At 70.4% G+C, this 19116-nt stretch carries 12 protein-coding genes and 1 pseudogene; 12 read left to right on the top strand and 1 reads right to left on the bottom strand.

Annotated features, from left to right (window positions below):
- Positions 1-12 precede the first annotated feature (12 nt).
- From ACWDRB_RS58815 to ACWDRB_RS58760, 12 genes are all read left to right on the top strand, one after another.
- A complete protein-coding gene (locus tag ACWDRB_RS58815; protein WP_449910222.1) occupies positions 13-351 on the top strand; it encodes a hypothetical protein in 339 nt (112 codons plus the stop codon).
- Positions 348-737 carry a GPW/gp25 family protein gene (locus ACWDRB_RS58810; protein WP_449910220.1) on the top strand — a complete coding sequence of 130 codons (390 nt, stop codon included), beginning with the start codon at positions 348-350 and terminating at the stop codon, positions 735-737. The genes ACWDRB_RS58815 and ACWDRB_RS58810 overlap by 4 nt, the downstream gene beginning before the upstream one ends.
- Positions 734-2941, top strand: coding sequence for a putative baseplate assembly protein (locus ACWDRB_RS58805; RefSeq protein ID WP_449910218.1), 2208 nt, complete (start codon positions 734-736; stop codon positions 2939-2941). Before ACWDRB_RS58810 ends, ACWDRB_RS58805 begins: the two co-directional genes overlap by 4 nt.
- A 31-nt stretch (positions 2942-2972) precedes the next feature.
- Entirely contained in the window at positions 2973-4664 is a 1692-nt protein-coding gene (locus ACWDRB_RS58800; protein WP_449910216.1) for a phage tail protein, read from the top strand.
- Positions 4665-4700: 36 nt separating this feature from the next.
- The gene (locus tag ACWDRB_RS58795; protein ID WP_449910214.1) at positions 4701-6773 is read left to right on the top strand and encodes a hypothetical protein; all 2073 of its coding nucleotides are present in this window, start codon (positions 4701-4703) and stop codon (positions 6771-6773) included.
- Complete coding sequence (locus ACWDRB_RS58790; RefSeq protein ID WP_449910212.1) at positions 6770-8950, top strand: hypothetical protein; 2181 nt, start codon at positions 6770-6772, stop codon at positions 8948-8950. Before ACWDRB_RS58795 ends, ACWDRB_RS58790 begins: the two co-directional genes overlap by 4 nt.
- A 25-nt stretch (positions 8951-8975) precedes the next feature.
- Positions 8976-9293 (top strand): hypothetical protein, encoded by a 318-nt coding sequence (locus ACWDRB_RS58785; protein ID WP_449910210.1) that lies wholly within the window; start codon positions 8976-8978, stop codon positions 9291-9293.
- A 224-nt stretch (positions 9294-9517) separates the two neighbouring features.
- The gene (locus tag ACWDRB_RS58780; RefSeq protein WP_449910208.1) at positions 9518-11761 is read left to right on the top strand and encodes a DNA/RNA non-specific endonuclease; all 2244 of its coding nucleotides are present in this window, start codon (positions 9518-9520) and stop codon (positions 11759-11761) included.
- Between the two features lie 234 nt (positions 11762-11995).
- Complete coding sequence (locus ACWDRB_RS58775; RefSeq protein WP_449910207.1) at positions 11996-12388, top strand: hypothetical protein; 393 nt, start codon at positions 11996-11998, stop codon at positions 12386-12388.
- A complete protein-coding gene (locus ACWDRB_RS58770; protein ID WP_449910205.1) occupies positions 12385-13326 on the top strand; it encodes a hypothetical protein in 942 nt (313 codons plus the stop codon). Before ACWDRB_RS58775 ends, ACWDRB_RS58770 begins: the two co-directional genes overlap by 4 nt.
- Before the next feature lie 14 nt (positions 13327-13340).
- On the top strand, positions 13341-17339 hold the full coding sequence (locus tag ACWDRB_RS58765; protein ID WP_449910203.1) for a CHAT domain-containing protein: 3999 nt from the start codon (positions 13341-13343) through the stop codon (positions 17337-17339).
- A gap of 201 nt (positions 17340-17540) precedes the next feature.
- The gene (locus ACWDRB_RS58760) at positions 17541-18404 is read left to right on the top strand and encodes a hypothetical protein (protein ID WP_449910201.1); all 864 of its coding nucleotides are present in this window, start codon (positions 17541-17543) and stop codon (positions 18402-18404) included.
- On the opposite strand, the pseudogene ACWDRB_RS58755 reads toward ACWDRB_RS58760, so the two are convergent.
- Positions 18331-19116 (bottom strand): annotated as a pseudogene (locus tag ACWDRB_RS58755) (hypothetical protein); the annotation flags it as partial. The gene ACWDRB_RS58760 and the pseudogene ACWDRB_RS58755 sit on opposite strands and share 74 nt — an antisense overlap.

Here is a 19116-nt window from a genome sequence, read left to right as displayed (position 1 = left end):
GGGGAGGCGCGAATGGCGCGCGTACTGACCACCGAAAGCGCTGTGACCTGCGGGCACGTGCCGCCCGGTACCGTGGTGCCGCAGAGCGCGGCCAAGCTCGCCGTGGGCGGCAAGCCCGTGCTCGTCGAATCGGGTCTCAAGACGATCGGCACCGGCTGCACCGTCAGGGCACAGGGGGACGTCCCCTGCGCGACCGTCAGGGCGATCACGGGCGGGTGGTCGGCCAAGCTCTTCGCCGGCGGGTTTCCGGTGATGCTGGACTCGCTCGCCGGGACTACCAGCGGCCAGATCAGCGGCGTCACGGGCACCTTGACGGTGACGGCCGTCCAGGACAGGCTGGCGGCGAAGTGACCGAGCCGTTCCCCGGCCGAGGGCTGGCCTTCCCGGTGCGGCTCGGCGTCGCCGGGCTCGCCGAGTCCACGGGCGCGGCCAAGATCGAGGAGTCGATCCGCATCATCCTCGGCACTCAGCACGGCGAGCGGGTTATGCGCCCCCGCTTCGGGTGCAACCTCAAGAGCCTCGCCTTCGCCCCCAACAACAGGTCGACCGCCGACCTTGCCCGCTACTACGTGACCGAGGGCCTGGCCCAGTGGGAGCCGCGCATCGAGGTCCTGAACGTCGAGGTCGCCAACGACAACGTGCGCGCCAGGCTGCTGATCGACATCCGCTACCGGCTGCGCGCGACACGAGACGTGCGCAACCTCGTCTACCCGTTCTACCTGGAGCGTGCGCAATGACGTTCGAATCGCGCCGCGGGCGGATCCTGCCGCCGGACCTCGACGATCGGACCTGGCAGGACCTCGTCGACCAGATGCGCGCGCTCATCCCCAGGTACGCCCCGCAGTGGACCGACCACAACCCGAGCGACCTCGGCATCACTCTGATCGAGCTGTTCGCCTGGCTCGCCGAGGGCGTGATCTACCGCCTGAACCAGACCCCGGACAAGAACTACGTGGCGTTCCTGAACCTGCTCGGGATCACCAGGAACCCGGCCACGCCCGCCCGCACCCACCTGACCTTCACCGCCAAGGCGGGTCCGGTCGTCGTGCCCGCAGGCACCCAGGCCCAGACCACCGCGCTCGAAGGCCGCACACCGGTCGTGTTCGAGACCGACGAGGACGTCCGGGTGCTGCCGACAACCCTCACCGCCGCGCTCGCGGCCGGCCCGCACCCGGCGGGCGCGGCGTCCAGCCGGTACGACGTTGTCACGGCCACGCTGGTCGGCCCGCCGACGGGCAAGTACCTGGTGGAGGTGCCGCCCGGGCAGGCCACGCAGCTGTGCCTCGGCTTCGACCGGCAGGTCGCCGAGGAGATCGCGCTCGGCCTGCGGCTGTACCTGCCAGTGCCCGAGCAGGCCCAGGCGACCCTCACCTGGACCTACTCCCGGGGCACGGCCGAGCCTCTGGCATGGCCTTCCATCAACGGGGTCGCCGACGCCACCGGCGGGCTACGGCGCGACGGCAGAGTACGGCTGACGCCGCCGGGCGACTGGACGCCGCAGCGCGCGGCGGGCCCGGCAGCCACCAAGCCGTGGACGACGGTGACACCCCGCAACGGTGCCGCCGCGGTCACCGACTCGCTGTTCTGGATCGGCCTGCGGATCGCCAACCCGGCCGCGACGCTGCTGGCCATCGGTGTCGACCGGCTGCTGTTCAACGCCGCTGCCGCGCGTACCGCGCTGACCGTACGGGCACCAGAGCCGCTCGGGCAGAGCACCGGCGAGGCGTTCCAGGTGCTCCCGCTCCGCTACCGGCCGCTACTGTGCCGCCCCGGCACCGGCGCGCCGTACGCCGACCTGAAGGTGCAGGTGGGCACCGGTGACCCGGTGGTCTGGCAGGACTGGACACTCGTCGAGGATTTCCCGCCCGGCCCCGGCACCGTGTACCGGGCCGACCCGGTGACCGGCGAGATCAGCTTCGGCAACCACGACGACCGGAGCAAGCAGGGCAGGCAGGGGCACGGCTCGGTGCCGCCGGCCGGCAGCCTGATCCGTGCGCTGAGCTACCGGTATGTCGACGCGGGGGCGGCGGGGAACGTCGCGCCCGCCCAGGTCACCGTGCTCGGCACCACTCTCTCCGGCATCCTGCCCTCCGGCGTCACGAACGTCACCAACCTCGGGCCCGGCCGCGACGGCGCCGACGAGGAGCCGATTGAGGACACGCTGCGCCGGGCGCCCGAGGAGCTGAAGATCCGCGACCGCGCGGTTACCGTGGACGACTACGAGTTCCTCGCCGGTGAGGCGGGTAACGACGTGCTGATCCGCCGCTGCCTGCCGCCGCGCCTGCAGGCGGCTGACGGCCCCGGCCCGCCCCCGCTACCGTGGGTGAAGGGCGACCCGTGGACCTTTGCCGGTATCGTGCGCGCGCCCGGCACGGTCAACATGATCATCGTCCCGGACCAGGACGCTTCGGTCGCCCGGCCTGAACCCACGCAGGACCAGATCCGCCAGGTGCGGGCGTACCTGGACCCACGGCGGGACCTGACCGCCCGCCTCGAGGTGCTCGGGCCCCGGTACCTGCCCGTGATCGTGAACGTCGAGCTGGTGGTGTGGCAGCAGGCAATCGACGCGGGGGCCGACCAGGACAAGGTACGGAGCGACACCATGGCCCGGATCCAGGCCTTCCTGCACCCGACTCGGGGCGGGCCGTCCGGCACCGGATGGCAGGTCGGCCAGCCGGTGTTCACCTCCGACCTGTTCCGCGCGATCATGCCGTCCGGGGACCTCGGCTACATCTCCACCCTGCTGCTGCGCCCGGACGTCCCGGTGTACCACTTCCCGCCGCTCAACCCAGCTGGCACCGCCGACAACTACAGCCAGGACCGGGAGCGGCCGTTTCGGCTGTCGCCGTTCGGGGCGTCGGTGCGGGTCGCCGACTACGAGCTGGTCTGTGCCGCCGCCGAGAGCTCCCACAAGATCACTACCACGATTCTGAACGCATGAGACGGGCGGACGCGCGGGAGGTGAGGACTCCGTGAGCGACAAGAGCGGCTGGTTGCGACACCTCCCGCTAGTGCTGTGGCAGGACGAGCCCGAGACACCGGAGTTCGGCCTCGGCGCCGCGCTGCGGATCTTCGAAAAGGTGCTGACCGGCATCCCGGACGGCGTCCCCCTACCGCACCCACCGCACGAGCGCGAGCACGAGAACGAACCGCCCCGCGAGCACGAGCACGAGCCGATCACCACCGAGATCGCCCGGCTGGACCGGCTGTTCGACCCGTGGACGACCCCGGAGCCATTCCTGCCCTGGCTCGCCTCCTGGGTGGCGCTGCGCTTCCCGACCCTGCAGGACGCCCCGTTGTGGGACGAGTACCAGCGACGCAAAGTAATATCGGAGATCGCCCGGATCTATCGCCTGCGTGGTAGGAAGGCCGGGCTGGACAAGTACCTCGAGCTGTACGCCGTCGGCCGCACCCGCCCCCGGGTCGCCCTCGACGACGGCACCCGCCTGCTAACCGTCACCCCCGGACCTGAGCCCGGCACCACCGCGCCGGTGGCCGGGCTGGTCGTGCAGGGACCGGTCGTCACCGACGCCGGCGTCCGCGTCGAAGGCGTGACCAGACCCTGGTGCGTGGCAGCCGGCACGGACGGCGGCGTGTTCGCTGGCGACATCGCGTTGCCCGCCGGAGTCTCGCCGCAGCTCAAGAACAGGGTGTGGCGGCTGAGCCCGGCCGGCAACCACGACGTGGCGGGAACGCCGCCGAAGCCCCGGCCGGTCTCGCCGGACACCCTCAACCTGACCCGCGTGGTCGGCGCCGCCGTGCGGCCCGCCCGGGGCGCGGCGCCCGAGACGCTCTACGTGCTGGACCGTGCCGGGCAGCTGTACGCGGTCCCCGCGCCGTTCCCCGACACCCCCGCGACGCAGATCATCTCGCTGGCCACGGTAGGCGCCCCGCTGTGGCCCGTCGCGATGACCGTCGATCCCGGGAGCGGCGACCTGCTCGTCCTGGACCGTGGCGACGGACCCGGCTCGCCGAGCCGACCCAAGATCATCATCGTGCGCACCGACCCGCCGGCCGCCACACGCACCACGCTGCGCACGGTCGTCGAGCCGCTGTCGCTGGCCGTCGAACCCGGCGGCACGCTGCTGGTTGGCGACGGCGGCGATCAGGAACCCGCAGCGCCGGCTCGGTTCCCCGGCAACCTGGTACGGGTCACCCGCGCCGCCCCGGCATGGACCGAGACACTGCTGCTCCCCGCCGACAACCCGCTGGTGGCGCCGACCGCCATCGCCCACACCCGCGACGGGCGGCTGTACGTCCTGGACGCCGGGCTGAAGCCGTTCGCGCCATCGGCCACCGACCCGTTCATCTGCGCCGTGGCCGAACACGCGGCCGTGTTCGAGGTCGATCCGGCCGCCGCGCCGCCCACCGCCGTACGGATCACCGAGCCCGGGCAGTTCGTATACCCGACCGGCATGGCGGCGGCTGGCGACCGGCTGGTCGTGTGCGATCCGGGCCAGCCGGAGGTGGCGGGGCTGCAGCCGTTCTGGTCGCGGGTACGACCGTTCCAGTTCGGCGTCGTCGTCCACTTCGCCGAAGGGCGGCTGCCGCCGGACCCCTCCGCACGCCAGCTCGTGCTGAACCAGGCGGTGGGCAACATCCGCAGCATCATCGACCAGGAGAAGCCAGCGCACACGCTGTGGAACCTGATCACCGCGATCTAGCCAGACGGGCGATCGCCCACTGAAGGGAGCAGCGGCATGGCAGTGAAACGCACCCAGTACTGGAACCTCGGCACCGGCACCGTACGCTCCGGCGCGACCGGGCACGGCGAGAGCCTGACCGACATCGAGAGCCACCTGATGCCGATGGACCGGCTGCGCAACTCGGGCCTGCATGGCTGGGGCGTGGCCGCCGGGCTCCGCGTGACGGCGACGCCCGGGGCCTCCAGCGTCACCGTGTCCCTTGGCACCGCGCTGGACGCCGAGGGCAACCTGATCGTCCTCACCGACGGCGGTGTCGCGGTCGTCGACCCCGTGGTGGACCCGGACGAGGTGCAGAACGTCCCGACGGTCCCGGTCAGCGCCACCGGCGTGACCGTGGACTCCACCGACCTCACCGGCGCCGTCCTGCTGACCGTGACCTGGCGCGAGGTGGCCGGCTTCGAGCTGCTGAACGCGCCGGTGCTACTGCACGCGCCCTGGCTGCGCCTGGTCCCGGCAGCCGGCTTCCCCGACGTCGGCGACCAGGTGGTGCTGGCCGAGGTCACGCTTGGCACCGGCGGCATCGTCGATGCCCTGGGCCCAGGCGTGCGGCGCCAGGCGAGCACGCCCACCGGACGCCTAGAGCTGCGCCGGCCCCGCGGTGATGCTCTCGGCGTGGACCATTGCGCGGTCGCCGAGTTGGTGGCCGGCGCGGACGACAGGGTGGATCTGAACGTGCTCCCGCCCGCCGGGCCACCGCGCCGCGCGCTGTCGGTCTTCGGCACCGGCGCCGTGCAGTTCTCCGACGACATCATCGTCACAGGGCACCTGCGCGTACGCGACCATTTCACGGTCGAGCCCACCGGCGCCGTCAACATCTCCGGCGACCTGCTGGTGGGCGACCGCCTCACCGTCGACACCGCCGGCACCGTAACCATCGCAGGCGACCTGCGCATACGAGACCGCCTCGTGGTCGACACCGCGGGCAACGTGAGCATCGGCGGGGCGAAGGCGGCGCGCGTGCTGCACGTCGAGGGATCGGAGGTGCACAGCGGCGGCCCCGGCGGCGGATTCTCCTTCGCGGACCGGGCAGTGCGCACTTTCGTGGAGACACCCGGCGCGGCCGAGCGCTGGGTCTGGTACGCCCACGACGGCACCGCCCGGCTGTGGTCCGGCCAGGACCGGCTGTCTATCGGCGCGCCCGGTGAGGGCGGCGGCCTGGACGTGTACCGGCGGATGCGGGTCCGGCAGGGCGGCGATGCCTCCGCCGGGATCTGGCTCTTCCAGACCGGCCTGCAGGCCGACCGCGCGTTCGTCGGCATGCTCGATGACGGGCACGTCGGTTTCTGGGGCAACGGCGGCGCCGGATGGGGACTGCGGATGGACGTGGCGACGGGGTCGGTCGACATCGGCGGTCCCACGCGTGCGAGCCTGCGCGTCGCCGGCGACGCCGTGGTCGGCGGCGACATGGTGATCGGCGGCGCTCTCGCGACGGCCTCCACGGTGCGGGCTGGCGGCGGGCTCACCCTCCTCGACGGCAACGTCGTCAGCGCGACGACACGGCTGAACGTCACCGGTCCAGGCAGGATGTACATGACCGTCCATTGGCCCGACGTCCCGCAGTATCCCGACTGGTCCGGCGGCGGTATCGGCACGTGGGACGTGTTCGCCCGCGGCGCGGTGTACGTCGGGACGGATCCCGATCACCCGAGGTGCCAGTTCCTCAACGACGGCACCAAGCGGTTCGCCATCGACCACCCGCTCGACCCCGGCGGCCGCGTCCTCACGCACGCGTGCGTGGAGGGACCGGAGGCGGCGGTCTACTACCGGGGCGAGGGACGGCTGAGCGGTGGCCGCGCCCGGGTGACGCTCCCGGACTACTTCGAGGCCCTCGCCTGCGCCGACGGTCGCACGGTGCTGCTCACGCCGGTGTCGGACCTGGACGAGCCGGTATGCGCGCTGGCCGCCACTCCCGTCGCCGACGGCGGGTTCACCGTGCTGGCCGCCGACGACCGCAACCCCGCCCAGCGCTTCTGCTGGGAGGTCAAGGCGGTCAGGGCCGACGTCGGCCCGCTGGTGGTCGAGACCAGGAAGAGACCCTCCTCGATCCTGATGGTGGAGCCGGCATGAGCGACAGCGGCGTCAAGCGCACCGAGTACTGGAACCTCAGCACCGGCACCGTGCGCACAGGGGCCACTGGGCACGGCGAGAGCCTCACCGATATGGAGACCTACCTGCTGCCATTGGACCGGGCCCGCAACGCCGACCTGCACTCCTGGGGGGTGGCACGCGGGCTGGCGGTACGCGCCACCGTAGGTCAGATGGGGGTCACGGTCTCGCCGGGCACGGCCCTGGACGCCGACGGCCGAATGATCGTCCTGACCTCGGGCGGTACAGCTGTTGTCGACCAGACCGTCGACCCGGCCCAGATCCAGGGTGTGCCGACCGTCCTGGTGGGCGACGACGGGCTCACCCTGGACACGACCGGCGCGGGCGCCGACAGCCTGCTCACCCTCACCTGGCGCGAGGTGCTGGGCGACAGCACCCTGGCCAACGCGCCCGCCCTGCTGCACGCGCCGTGGCTGCGCCTCGTCCCGGCGGCCGGATTCCAGGACGACGGCAGGCAGGTGGTGCTCGCCCGAGTGGCGCTGGACGGCGAGGGCAGGGTCACCAGCCTGTCGGCGGACGCCCGACGCCCGGCGGGAGTCCCCACGGGCAGGCTGGTGCTGCGGGCGCCGCGTACGGCCGGCGGAGGCGTACCCGGCGTCGACGACCGGCCAGTGGCCGAACTGACCGCCGACGCAACCGGGAACGTAACCCTGACCCTGCTGTCCGAGGCGGCGCCTCGCGAAGCCCTGGCGGTCACCGGGGCGACCGGCGAGGTCCGGGTATCGACGCTGTCCGTGTCCTCGACGCTGTCGGTGTCGGCGCCGCTGTGGCTGTCGTCTCCGGCGGGCCCGGCCTACCAGATATCGTCGAACACCGACGGCACGTGGCGGCTGACGGACGCGACCGCACGCGCCGACCGGCTGGTGATCGACAAGTCGGGGAAGCTAGGCGTGGGCATCGGCGCGGCGCCGCCACAGCGAATCGTGCACGTAGAAGGCACGGAGATGCACAGCGGCGGCACCGCCGGCGGGTACTCTTTCGCCGACCGCAACGTGGCCGACTTCGTCGAGACACCGGGCGCGGGCACCGGACAGCGCTGGGTCTGGTACTCCCAGGGCGGCGCCGCGCACTTGTGGTCCAACTTCAACCGGATCAGCGTCTCCGCCACTGGGGAGGGCGGCGGGCTCGATGTGGCACGCCGGATGCGCGTACGGCAGGGCGGCGACGGATCGGCCGGCATCTGGTTCCGGCAGGCCAACCCGGACGCCGACCGTGCGTTCGTCGGAATGGCCAGCAACGACCACGTGGGACTGTTCGGCGTCGGCGTCGGATGGGCGCTGCGGATGCACGTCAACAGTGGAGAGCTGCAGTTCGGCGGCGACTACGGGCAGCCGAACGGTCCCTCCACTCTGTCGCTGTGGGGTTCGTGGATCGGTGACACCGGCAGCGGGATCCTGTTCGTGCGCAGCGGCGGTGGCGTCGTGGCCTTCGACGGTGGGGACAACGTCGGCATCAACACAAGGGCACCGGCCACCCCGCTCGACATCGTCAGCGGGGGCACCGCCATCACCGCGCGCGGCGGTAACGGCGCCTTCCAGGCAGGCATACGGGCGACCGGCACGATCGGCGCGTGGGTCGAGGGCACCGGCACCGGCACCGGCATCATGGCGGCGGGCGGCAACTCCGCGGGCCTGTTCCTGGGCCGCGTCCAGATCAACGGCGACCTCGACGTCCGCGGCACGCTCTCCAAGGGCGGCGGCGGCTTCCGGATCGACCACCCGCTCGACCCGGACAACAGGTACCTGTCGCACTCGTTCGTCGAGTCGCCGGACCGGCTGAACGTGTACACCGGCGTGGCCGTGACCGACGAGCGGGGCGAGGCTGAGATCACCCTCCCCGGCTTCTTCGAGGCGCTCAATCGCGACCACCGCTTCCAGTTGACGCCCGTCGGCCAGTCGGCCCTGACGTGGGTGCGCGAGGAGGTTCGGGACAGCGCCTTCACCATTTGCACCGACAAGCCCGGGGTTACGGTCTCGTGGCAGGTGACCGGGGTCCGGCAGGACCCGTGGGCCGAGACCAACCGCATGGTGGTGGAGGAGGACAAGCCGGCCGCCGAGCGGGGCCTGCTCCTGCATCCGGAGATATACGACCAGCCGGAAGCCATGAACGTCATGGATCCCGGGCTCGAACTGAGATGACCACACGACGGAGGAAGTGATCAACGTGATTGAACAGTTGCAGGCCCGGCTGGCCGAGCTGAAGCGGGAGTACCAGCTGGGCGAAGGGCAGCTGCGTGAGCTCACCAGACAGGAGGCCGCCCTGCGCGAGACGCTGCTGCGCATCAGCGGCGCCATCCAGGTCCTGGAGGAACTGACCGCACCCGAGGCCAGCGACGGCACGCGCCCCACCCGGGCCGACCGGAGCGTGGCCGGAGACCGGAACGGGAGCGGTGACCAGCCCACCGAACGGAACGGGACCGCGCACGAACCAGACGACCGGAACGGGACCGGCGACCACCCCGCCGTACTGACCGTGCCCTAGTACAGATCATGACAAAAGCGGGCAGGCGGAACTCGTGGACGGCGGGATGCCCCGTGAGTGAACAGGACAGACACCAGCAATCCGGACCGGCTCCCTCCAGAGAGGCGGCCCGGCACTATGCGCCGTCCTCATATGCCGGGGCCTCAGTACGTGCCGGGGCGCCCGCCCGGACCGGGACGTCTTCGCCGGGCGGGGCGGGCGGCGGCGGGACCGTCGGCCAGGCGGTGACGTCGTTGCAGGCCACTGCTGGCAACCAGGGCGTCACGGCACTGGTCGGTGGGCACGGCACGGGCGCCGGAACGGAGGCCCTGGCGAAGCCGACCCTGCCGCCCGGCGACGGACTGGCGGCGGCGCGGACCGTGATGGCCGCCATCGATGGCCTGTCGATGGGCCCGGACTCCCTCATGCGCACCATCTACCGGGGCGAGGTCATCACGCTCACCCCGGAGCAGGCGGAGCGCGTACGCGCCTCGGCCCGGACGGCGCTGACGCTGGCGCTCAACCGGAGCGCCAGGCGGGCCGAAGACGCGATGGGCCGCTACCGGGCCCAGGAGGAGGTGAACTCCGACTTCCCGGTCACGTCCCACTCGGTGAAGGCATGGGCCTACGTCCGCACGTGGGGCGGCTATGACCACCCCGGCACCGCGCTGGAGGCTCTGCGATCCACCTTGACGGCGGAGTCCGCCGCGGCCGGCCACGCGATCACGGCCGGCGCGTTCACGGAGGCCGCCGACCACCTAGCCAAGGCGGACGCGGCCTCCGAGCGGTCGGCGATGCTGGTGCGCGCCTACGTCGACCAGTTGATCGAGGGTGGTGAGAGCCTCGCGACCGGGCTCGAGTACACCAGGGATGCCGCTTTCGTCACTCTCGGCGTCCTGGCGGTCGTGGCGTCGGGCGGCGCCGCCCTGGGGCTCGCGCCCGAGGCCATCGGCACCGGGGTGGCCGGCCTCAGCGTGAGCGGCACGGCGACCGCCATCTCGGTGGGCGCCCCGCTCGCCGCCACCGTCGGCGTGGGAGCGGTGAAGGCCGCGTACGGGGAGAAGGTCGACTGGGCGGCCATCGCGTTGGAGGCGGCGGTCCAGGTGGTGCTCACCCGGGTCGGCGGACGGGTCAGCCACACCATCTTCGACCGTCTGGCCGGGAATCCCACCGCCCAGACACTCGCCCGCAAGGCATTCGCCTCGATCGCCGCCGGCGTGACGACCCACGAACTGTCGCAGGGGTTCTCTGTCGCGGTACACCAGACCGTCGACGCGTTACGGGGTCGCGATGTCACCTGGGCGGGCTTCGCCGACCAGTTGGAGCAGCGACTCACCGATCCGAAGGGCCTGTTCATGGCGACCCTGATGAGCAGCGTCCAACTGGGCGCGAGCATCGCCGTGGACCGAGCGACCCACCCCTCCACCTCCACCTCCACCTCCGCGTCTGGTCCCGCTTCCGCACCCGCCCGTGGCCCAGCCCCCAAGACGCAGCCCACTCCCGCGACTCACCCCACGCCCGCCCCCAAGACGGCCTCACCGGCCCCCACGAGCACCACATCCAAACCACCAACCGAGACGGCATCGACGGGGGTCACGCCGAAAGCCCCAGCCGAGACGGCTCCCGTCGCCGGCACACCGAAGCCGACCGCCAAGACGACCGAACCGGCCCTCACCGGCACGACTGCCGCCCCAGCCAAGGCCACGACCAGGCAGCCCGAGGCGACGGCCGCCCCACCCAAAGCCACGAACGCACGGCCCAAGGCGACGGCCTCGCGGCGATCCACGGCGGCGCCCGAGCGGCCGCTCGGAGCGCGCCGTGCCGGCTCGCGCAGCCGGTTCGCCGAAGGCGAGGGGGCCACCGAGGCCCTGAAGAGCGCCGATCGCGGCGTCTCGCTCGAGAAACGCGCCCTCGAGTCCGGCGGCATGCGCCGTGACGCGACCCCGGGACGTACCTCGGGACGGCGCTCAGATTCCGGCGCCGACGCCGCCGCCAAGACGGCCACGCCGGCGGAGAGCGGGGCGCTGCCGATCTCCGAGCGGGTGCTGGTGGGCGATCTGGAGAATGGCCTGCCGACGGGTGTGATCGGCGAGCTGGTCCCAGTGGACCTGCACACCGGATCCCCGTCGTCGAGCGACGTCAACCCGATCGGCCTGCGGACTGGCGAGCTCGACCCGCTGGGCGCGCGGCGCGGTCACCTGCTCGGCAACCTGTTCGGTGGCTCGGGTCGCGACCGAGGCAACCTCGCATGGATGCACGAGAAGATCAACAACTCCGACTTCAAGGTCCAGTTCGAGAACCCGCTGCGACGCGTCCTGGAGTCGGGACAGAGCGTCCGCTTCGGGGTACGGCCCAAGTACAGGGGCCACGAGCTCGCACCCTACGCGGTCGAGGTCTGGGCGACGACCACGGGTGGCCAGGTGGTCGTCCCGGTCCGCGACATTGCTACCCCCGGGCTGAGGGACATCACCAGAACCCAGAGCGACTGACAGGCCGACCACTCGCCTCACCGAACCTCCCGATCACGACCGCAGGTCAAACGGCCGAGGAAGTTGAATGCGATAAGCAGGGCGAAGTTGTCGACGCCGCGGAGGAGCTCGATCAGCGTAGGGAGGAGATGCAGCGGGACGAGCAGCAGGATCAGGCCGGTACGCGCGGCGAGTTCCGTAACGACCTCTGGCCTGCCTTCAGATTTTCTTTGTGAGGAGATAGGGGCGAGAGGAATGGACGACGATCTGTTCGACGTGGCGCGAACGCTCCGGCCTTACCTGGTAGAACTGGTCGGACCCAAGGCGCCGGAGTATGACGCGACGATCGTCCGCCTGCTGGCAGCTGCCGCGGACGGAAAAAGGGTCGGGGATCGCCTCGCCGATCTGCTCGCGGCGTCTCCAGCCGTACGAGACTGGGCAGCACGAGTGATCGAGGACGAATGGCACCGGCCGCCGGAGGTGCAGCCGCTTGAAGAGCGTGCCGTCGACCTTCCCGGTACCGGCATGCCCGTCGCCGCGTCGAAGTACGTGTGCCCCGAGGACGGGGCCTACGCGTGGTGGCGCAGGTCGGTGGGGGTTCCCGTACGGGAATGCCCCGACCACCATGTGCCGCTGGTGCCGGCTTGACGGCGCTGGCGATGCTGACCAAGTTCTGGGAGGCCATCGGCGGAAGGCTTGCCGACCGATGGATCTCGACCTCGCTTCCGGCGCTGATCTTCTGGTTCGGCGGACTGCTCGCCTGGCTGTATGGCAAGGGCGAAACCGCTGCCATGGACGCGCCTCTGAACTGGCTCGGGGGACAATCCGAGGCGATCCAGATCGGCGTCCTCCTCGGCGGGTTGCTCTGCGTGGGGGCGACCGGTGTGGTGGTGAGCGCGCTGACAGCACCCGTGCTCCGGCTGATGGAAGGCTATTGGCCGGCCTTCCTCGAGCCGCTGCGCACCCGGCTGACTGATCAGGTCAAGAGACGGGTCGAGGCGCTTGACACGGAGTTCCAGAAAGTGGCAGGCCTGGTGGACAGCGGCACCGCGACGCCGAAACAGCAGGCCGACTTCATCGAGTTGGACCAGCGACTGCGCCGTTTCCCGGCGAACGAGTCCTACCTTCCGACGAGGATCGGCAACATTCTGCGGGCGGCGGAATACCGGCCGACCGACAAATACGGGCTTGACGCCGTCGCCGTGTGGTCACACCTGTGGCTGCTGCTTCCGGCGGCCACCCAGCAGGAACTCGCCGCCGCCCGGACCTCCTTGGACAAGGCGGTGGCGACGTTCATCTGGGGGCTACTGTTCGTGCTGTTCGCCCCGATCAACTGGTGGGCCGTGCCGGTGGGGCTGATTGTGGCGACCGCGAGCTGGCGGTTGCGACTACCGCCCCGTGCGGAGGTGTTCGCGGACTTGGTGGAGGCGGTCTTCGACCTGCACCGTACGGCCCTCTACAAGAGCCTGCGCTGGCCGCTCCCGGCCGACCCCCGTGCCGAGCGGGCCGAGGGCCGGCGCCTGACCACCTATCTTCTGCGTGGTCTCGACGAGGACACACCCACGTTCACCCCGCAGAGCCCGTGAGGAGTTGAAGCGACGTGCGCGAGAAAAAGCGGACTGAAGTGTTGGTGCTCCTCTTCCAGATGGCACTCGAGGCGCAGGAGCAGTACGACACATCAGGCCACCCGGACCACCTACGGCTCGCCATTCACATGTGGTCGCGGTTCAGCGACGTCCTTCGGGGGGAGCGGCGCCTGGCGGCAGCTGTACTCGGTGCCGAGGTGATCTCGCACGCGCTGAACGAACTCGGTCTCGACCTACTCGCTGCAGCCGACGGCGACACCGGGACCGCACGCCTCCGTGAAGCCGCCGAAGCGCTGCTCAACGCGGCGGAGTGGGCTGAGCCGGGGTCCGCCTGGCGTACAAGCGTCCTGATCAACGTGAGTCACGTCCGCGTGGCTGCTTGGGAGCGGGGTGCTGCGGAGGCGGACCTGGACGGCGCGGTGGCGGCGGCCGAGGCGGCGGTCACCCCAGCGCCGGAAGCCGCGACGCGTCAACCCACCGCGAGGAATGTGCTTGGCAATGCACTGCGGACCCGTGGTAAGCACACCGGCCACGTCGACGACCTCCGGCGCGCCGTGACGTGCCATGGCGAAGCCGTCACGCTCACTGGTTCCGGCACCCCGGACAGCGCACGCTTCCTGATCAACCTGGGGTGGTCCCAGCGGGCCCTGTTCGCTGCAACCAGCGATCCCGCCATGATCGACGCAGCCGTGGCCACGTTCACCCAGGCTCGCCAGGAGGTGTGCGACGAGCGTGATCTGCTTCCCGCGCTCGAAGGCCTCCAGAGCAGTCTTGGCGAACGTGGCGCTCCGGCCGATCTCCTGGCCCAGGCCGAGGTTCTGGCCACGATCGCGGACGAACACTCCGGCCTGCCGCTGGAGGCGGCCACCCTGATCCTGCTGGCGGCCGTGCTGACTTCATATGCGATGACGACGCCGGACTTGGATGCGCTGGACCGGGCCGTCGCAGCGGCCCGGCGAGCTCGCGATCTCTCCGCTGACGAACCCTACCGCGGCGCGAACGCGCGCGAGACCCTCGCCCGTGGGCTGTCGGCCCGCTTCACCGTGAGCGCCTCGCTCGGAGATCTCGACGAGGCGATCGTGCTCCGCCGACAGTCCCTCCTGGAGACCCCTCAGCCCACAGCGGCGTCGCAGGACGGACGCGTCCAGACCCTGGCCCTTCTTTCTCGCGACCTCCATCAACGTTACGAGTCGACCGGTGACCCCCTTGACGCCGAAGCAGGCCTCCAGGCCGCACGGGAGGCCCTCGAGCTCACCGGGCAGAACGATCCGGAACGTGCCGGGCGCCGCATGGACTTCTCCTGGTGGCTCAACACTCGCTATCGACGTACCGGCGACCCGGCCGACCTGGACCAGGCGATCGCGGGCTATGAGGACGCCGTCGATCTTCTTGAGCCGGGCTCGCTCGCCTGGTTGCAAGCGATAGCGAGCCTCGGTGGCCTGCTCACGACACGCTTCCAGGCCACCGGAGACCACACCCATCTCGCCCGGGCCGTCAGCCGCGCCGAGACCGCGCTGAGGGAATGGGGCCACGCGCCCGACGTTTGGCTGGCTCAGGCGATGCTCGCCAACGCGTTGCTCGCTCGCGAGAGCATGACCGGCGACGACGCGGACTTGGACCGGGCGCTCGCGCTGTACGACACGATCGAGGGCAATCCGCGCGCGACGCCGTATGACCTGCTCGTGATGGTCGATCATGCCGCTACAGCACTGGCGCGCCGTGCGGACCGCACCGGTCGTCGATCGGATGACCGGCGTGCCCTACGCATGATCGAGGAGGCGGTGAAGCTCGATCTCGCACCCCAGCACCGCGCCGCAGCCCTGGAAAGCCTTGCGAGGATGCTCCTCGATCGCGCCAATCAGACGCACAACCTGGCCGTCGCTCGTGAGGCCGCCCAAGCGGCCCACGAGGCGGCGACACTGACCTTACCCGGTTCCATTCGCCGTCTGGACGTTCTGGAGCTACAGGGAGTGATTGAGCATGTGGTGGCGGACATTGAGGACCGCCCCGCCGACGATGCGATCGCCCTGTTGCGCCAGGCCTTGGCCGAGACAGAGGCGTCCGCGCCGGCGTTCCCCCGGGTGCTCACGCACCTTGCCGGGGCCCGTGCCCAACGCGCCGATCGGGCCGGCGATGCGGAAGAGGCCGCGCGGGCTCTGGCCGATGCTGATCGCGCACTCGAGCTGATCGAAGACAGCGGCCCGATGGCCGGTGTGGTCTGGCGGCACCGTGCGTCAGCCCTGCGAACCCGCTTCCAGTCGCGTGGCGACGGAGCCGACCGGGTCGCGGCGACGAGCGCCTTCCGTCGGGCGATCGACGCCGAGGAGGCGTTCCGGCTCAGGCCCGCGATCGCGACCGCGCGCGAGTGGCTGCGATGGGCGGCGCAGCGGGAGGCCTGGGACGAGGTCATCGAGGCGGGCGAGCGAGGGCTGGCGCTCACGACGAGGCTGCTCCGCCGCCAGGTCGGCCGGTCCGACCGGGAGGGCGCCCTCGACGAGGCTCCGATACTCGCCCAGGACCTGGCGTACGGGCTTGCCCGGAAAGGCCGCCTCGGCGATGCCGTCACACAACTGGAACGAGGCCGCGCGATTCTTCTCGCCGAACCGTTACGCCGCAACCAGGCCGACCTAGGCGCGCTGCGGGCAGACGGACACGCCGTACTCGCTGATCGTTTCGAGGCGGCCGTCGCGCGTATGCGTGCACTAGACGCCGGGGAGTTGCGGCCGCAGGCCGAGGCACCGCTCGGCCGCCCGTGGGCTCCGTCGCCCGCCGAGCACGAACGACATCGCGCGCAGGCGCTGGTCGCCGCCAGCGAGGAGCTGGAGCGGGCGATCCTGGCCATTCGCACCACGACGGGTCACGGGGAATTCCTCAACGACCCCGGATTTCCGGTGATATCCGATCCCATCGTCTATCTCGCCGGAACCACCAGCGGCGGCCTGTGCCTCATCGCCCATCCCGGCGGCGTGGTCGAGGTGCTGTGGCCGGACGGCTTCGCAGCGTCCCAGGTGCGGGCGCACACGGCCGAGTGGCTGACCGCGTATCAGCGCCGTGGCACGGACCCAGACGGCTGGACGCGGACGTTCGACGCTACGACACGTTGGCTGTGGACGGCGGCGGTCGGTCCGCTGCTCGAACACCTCCGAGGCCGCGAACGCGCCACCTTGATCCCGGGAGGCCTGCTGGGGCTACTTCCACTGCACGCCGCGTGGACTCCGGATGCCGCCACCCCCAGCGGCCGCCGTTACGCGCTTGACGAGTTGCTTCTCACGTACGCGCCCAGCGCGACCATCCTCGACGAGGCCAGCGGCCTGCCCGCGCACCTCCCCCAGTCCCTGCTCGCGATAGCCGAGCCGCAGCCGGTATCTGCCGGTCGCCTGCCATGGGCGACACGCGAGGTGAACAACGCCGCCCGCGGTTTTTCCTCCGTCGCGCTTCTGGCTGGCGCCGACGCCACTCACACGGCCGTCACCGAACATCTCGACGGGCACGACGTTCTGCACTTCGCGTGCCACGGCAGTGCCAACACCACTGATCCCCGCCGGAGCGGCCTGCTCCTGGCGAACGACCAGCTACTCGCACTGAGCGACCTCGCCTCGATGCGGCTCACCGACGGGCGCGGCGGGCGGCCACGGCTCGCCGTCCTGTCCGCCTGCGAGAGTGGCATCCCTGGGACGACCCTGCCCGATGAGGTCATCGGAATTCCGGCCGCTTTCCTCGCCGCAGGCGTTCACGGCGTAGTCTCATCGCTCTTTACCGTGCCCGATCTCTCCACCGGACTGCTCATGACCCGCTTCTACGAAACCTGGACCGAAGGACGCGAACCGGCGGAGGCGCTGCGAACCGCTCAGCGCTGGCTGCGTGATGTCACCAACGAACAACTCCATGCCGCCTACGGAAAGGCCGTGGTGGTCAACCCACCCGCGGCTTCGGCGGCACGGCGCCTCTGGGACAGCGCCCGTCCGTTCGCGCAGCCCGCCCGATGGGCCGGCTTCACGTACGCAGGCGCCTGAAGCGTTACCGCTACCACGCGAGCACCATTCCAACCTTGTTGATGCCGAGAATGGTGTCACTGCCCTTGAGTTGCAGCATCACTTGGCTTGGGCTCGTTGTTCTGGCTGTGGGACAGCACAGCGCTCCAACGTCGGTACGCGTGCAGCTAGGATTTTCGCCAAATCGCAGGCAGCGCCCATGCGGTCACACACTCCGGGTTAATGTCAGTCATGGAGCTTGGGGAAGAGTGGGCTTATCGCGAGCGGCCCAGGGCACTTGGCGATCCTGTGCACCGCGTCACGATCGTGAAGATACGGGATAGCGACGACTGGATCAGGGTCTGCCGGCTGGACGGCGACGACGCCGGGCTGCAGGAATGGGTTTCCTCCACCTCTCTGCTCGACCTCTGGACCGACATCGAACCGCGGCTCAATGACGAAGGTCGGCTGTTGGCCGTCAGAGAAGTATCGTCTGCTGCCGGCGGCACGGTGGAGTACGAAGCCGCGTTGCTCGTCGTGAAGGACTGCGGGCTTGGCCGACGGGTGATCCTCGGACGAAGCAAGACCGAGACTGGGGTCCTGCGGATCGCCACGCCTGCTGGGGTAGCTGATCGTCTGGGACTCACCCCCGAAGAACTAGCCGCCGACCCTCTCGCCTTCCGTGATCGTCATGGGGCGCTGATCAGTCCTTGGCGAGCGGCACGGCGGCTGATGCCGACGATCGCTACGACATTCTCCGAAGGGATCATAGAAGCCATCCACCGGGAAGAAGCGGAACTGCGTTCGGAGGTCCTCTACGGGTACTCTCAGCGGCAATCCTGGGAGGATGCCCGCGAGGAACGCAAGGTACGGCTGCGTGAGCGCGAGCCTGTGCACGCCTTGGTGCGGCAGTGGTGCGGGCAGAAGGCCGTTGAGCGGTTCGATGAGCTGATCGCCTTGCGCAACGAGGTTGTACGGCTTGGCCAGCTCCTTGACCGGGCGGTCGAGGCACTGCGCAAGCGCGGGGCTACGGCTACCGCCGCCACCATTGAAAGCGACCTGGGCGTCCCCATCGCCATGCTGATGGAAAGAGATCGTCGTACTTGACGCCAGCGGGTTCTTCCGGTCGTGATTCTCGTTCGCTTCGCCCTTCCTCCCTTAGATAGCGGTGCAGGGCCTCGGGCGTCGGCTCGATGTCGAAGTTCGCCTCGGTCAGGACGCTCGGCGTGTGCAGGGGATCCATGCGATCTGCTTGCGCTCGCGCCCACGTCACCCATTGCGTAATCGTTGCCTCTTGTGCAGGCAGAGTCGCCGCAAGTGCTTCCAGCCCCAGACAGAATTCGCGGATAGCCGCAGCGCAAGCCCATCCTTCCAGGGCCTGACCAAAGGCTCGCCGCCTGTGCTCCTCCCTCGCCTGGTCGGCGGCCTGCGCCAGTTCCTTATCACGCTCCGCTTGCCGCGCCGCCTCCCGACGTTGCCGTTCCTCCTCCTCGCGCCGCCAGTTCTCAGCGCGTTCCCACTCAGCTTTCTCTCGCTCCAGGCGCGCCTGCTGGTCAGCCTCGGAGCGCCGCTCAATCTCTTTGACGGCCGCTCGTATCTTGTCCTCCAGACGCGAACGTTTGTCGTCCGCCCAGCACTGCAGGCCGCGTCCTTCCCCCAGCTCTAGCCTGAGGCGGCCCGAGGGGACCTCGTCGTACTCGGGTGTGATCCGCTGCCAGGTGTAGGGGTGTGTCCAGTCAGTGGCTCTGGCCCACTTTCGGTGGTGACGGAACGTGATAGCTCGTGTCGGTACATGGCTATCTCGCCGTGCTGTGTCAGC

This window comes from Nonomuraea sp. NPDC003707, assembly GCF_053587055.1.
The sequence above is the reverse complement of the archived record's forward strand: the minus strand, read 5'-3'. Positions and strand labels throughout refer to the sequence as shown.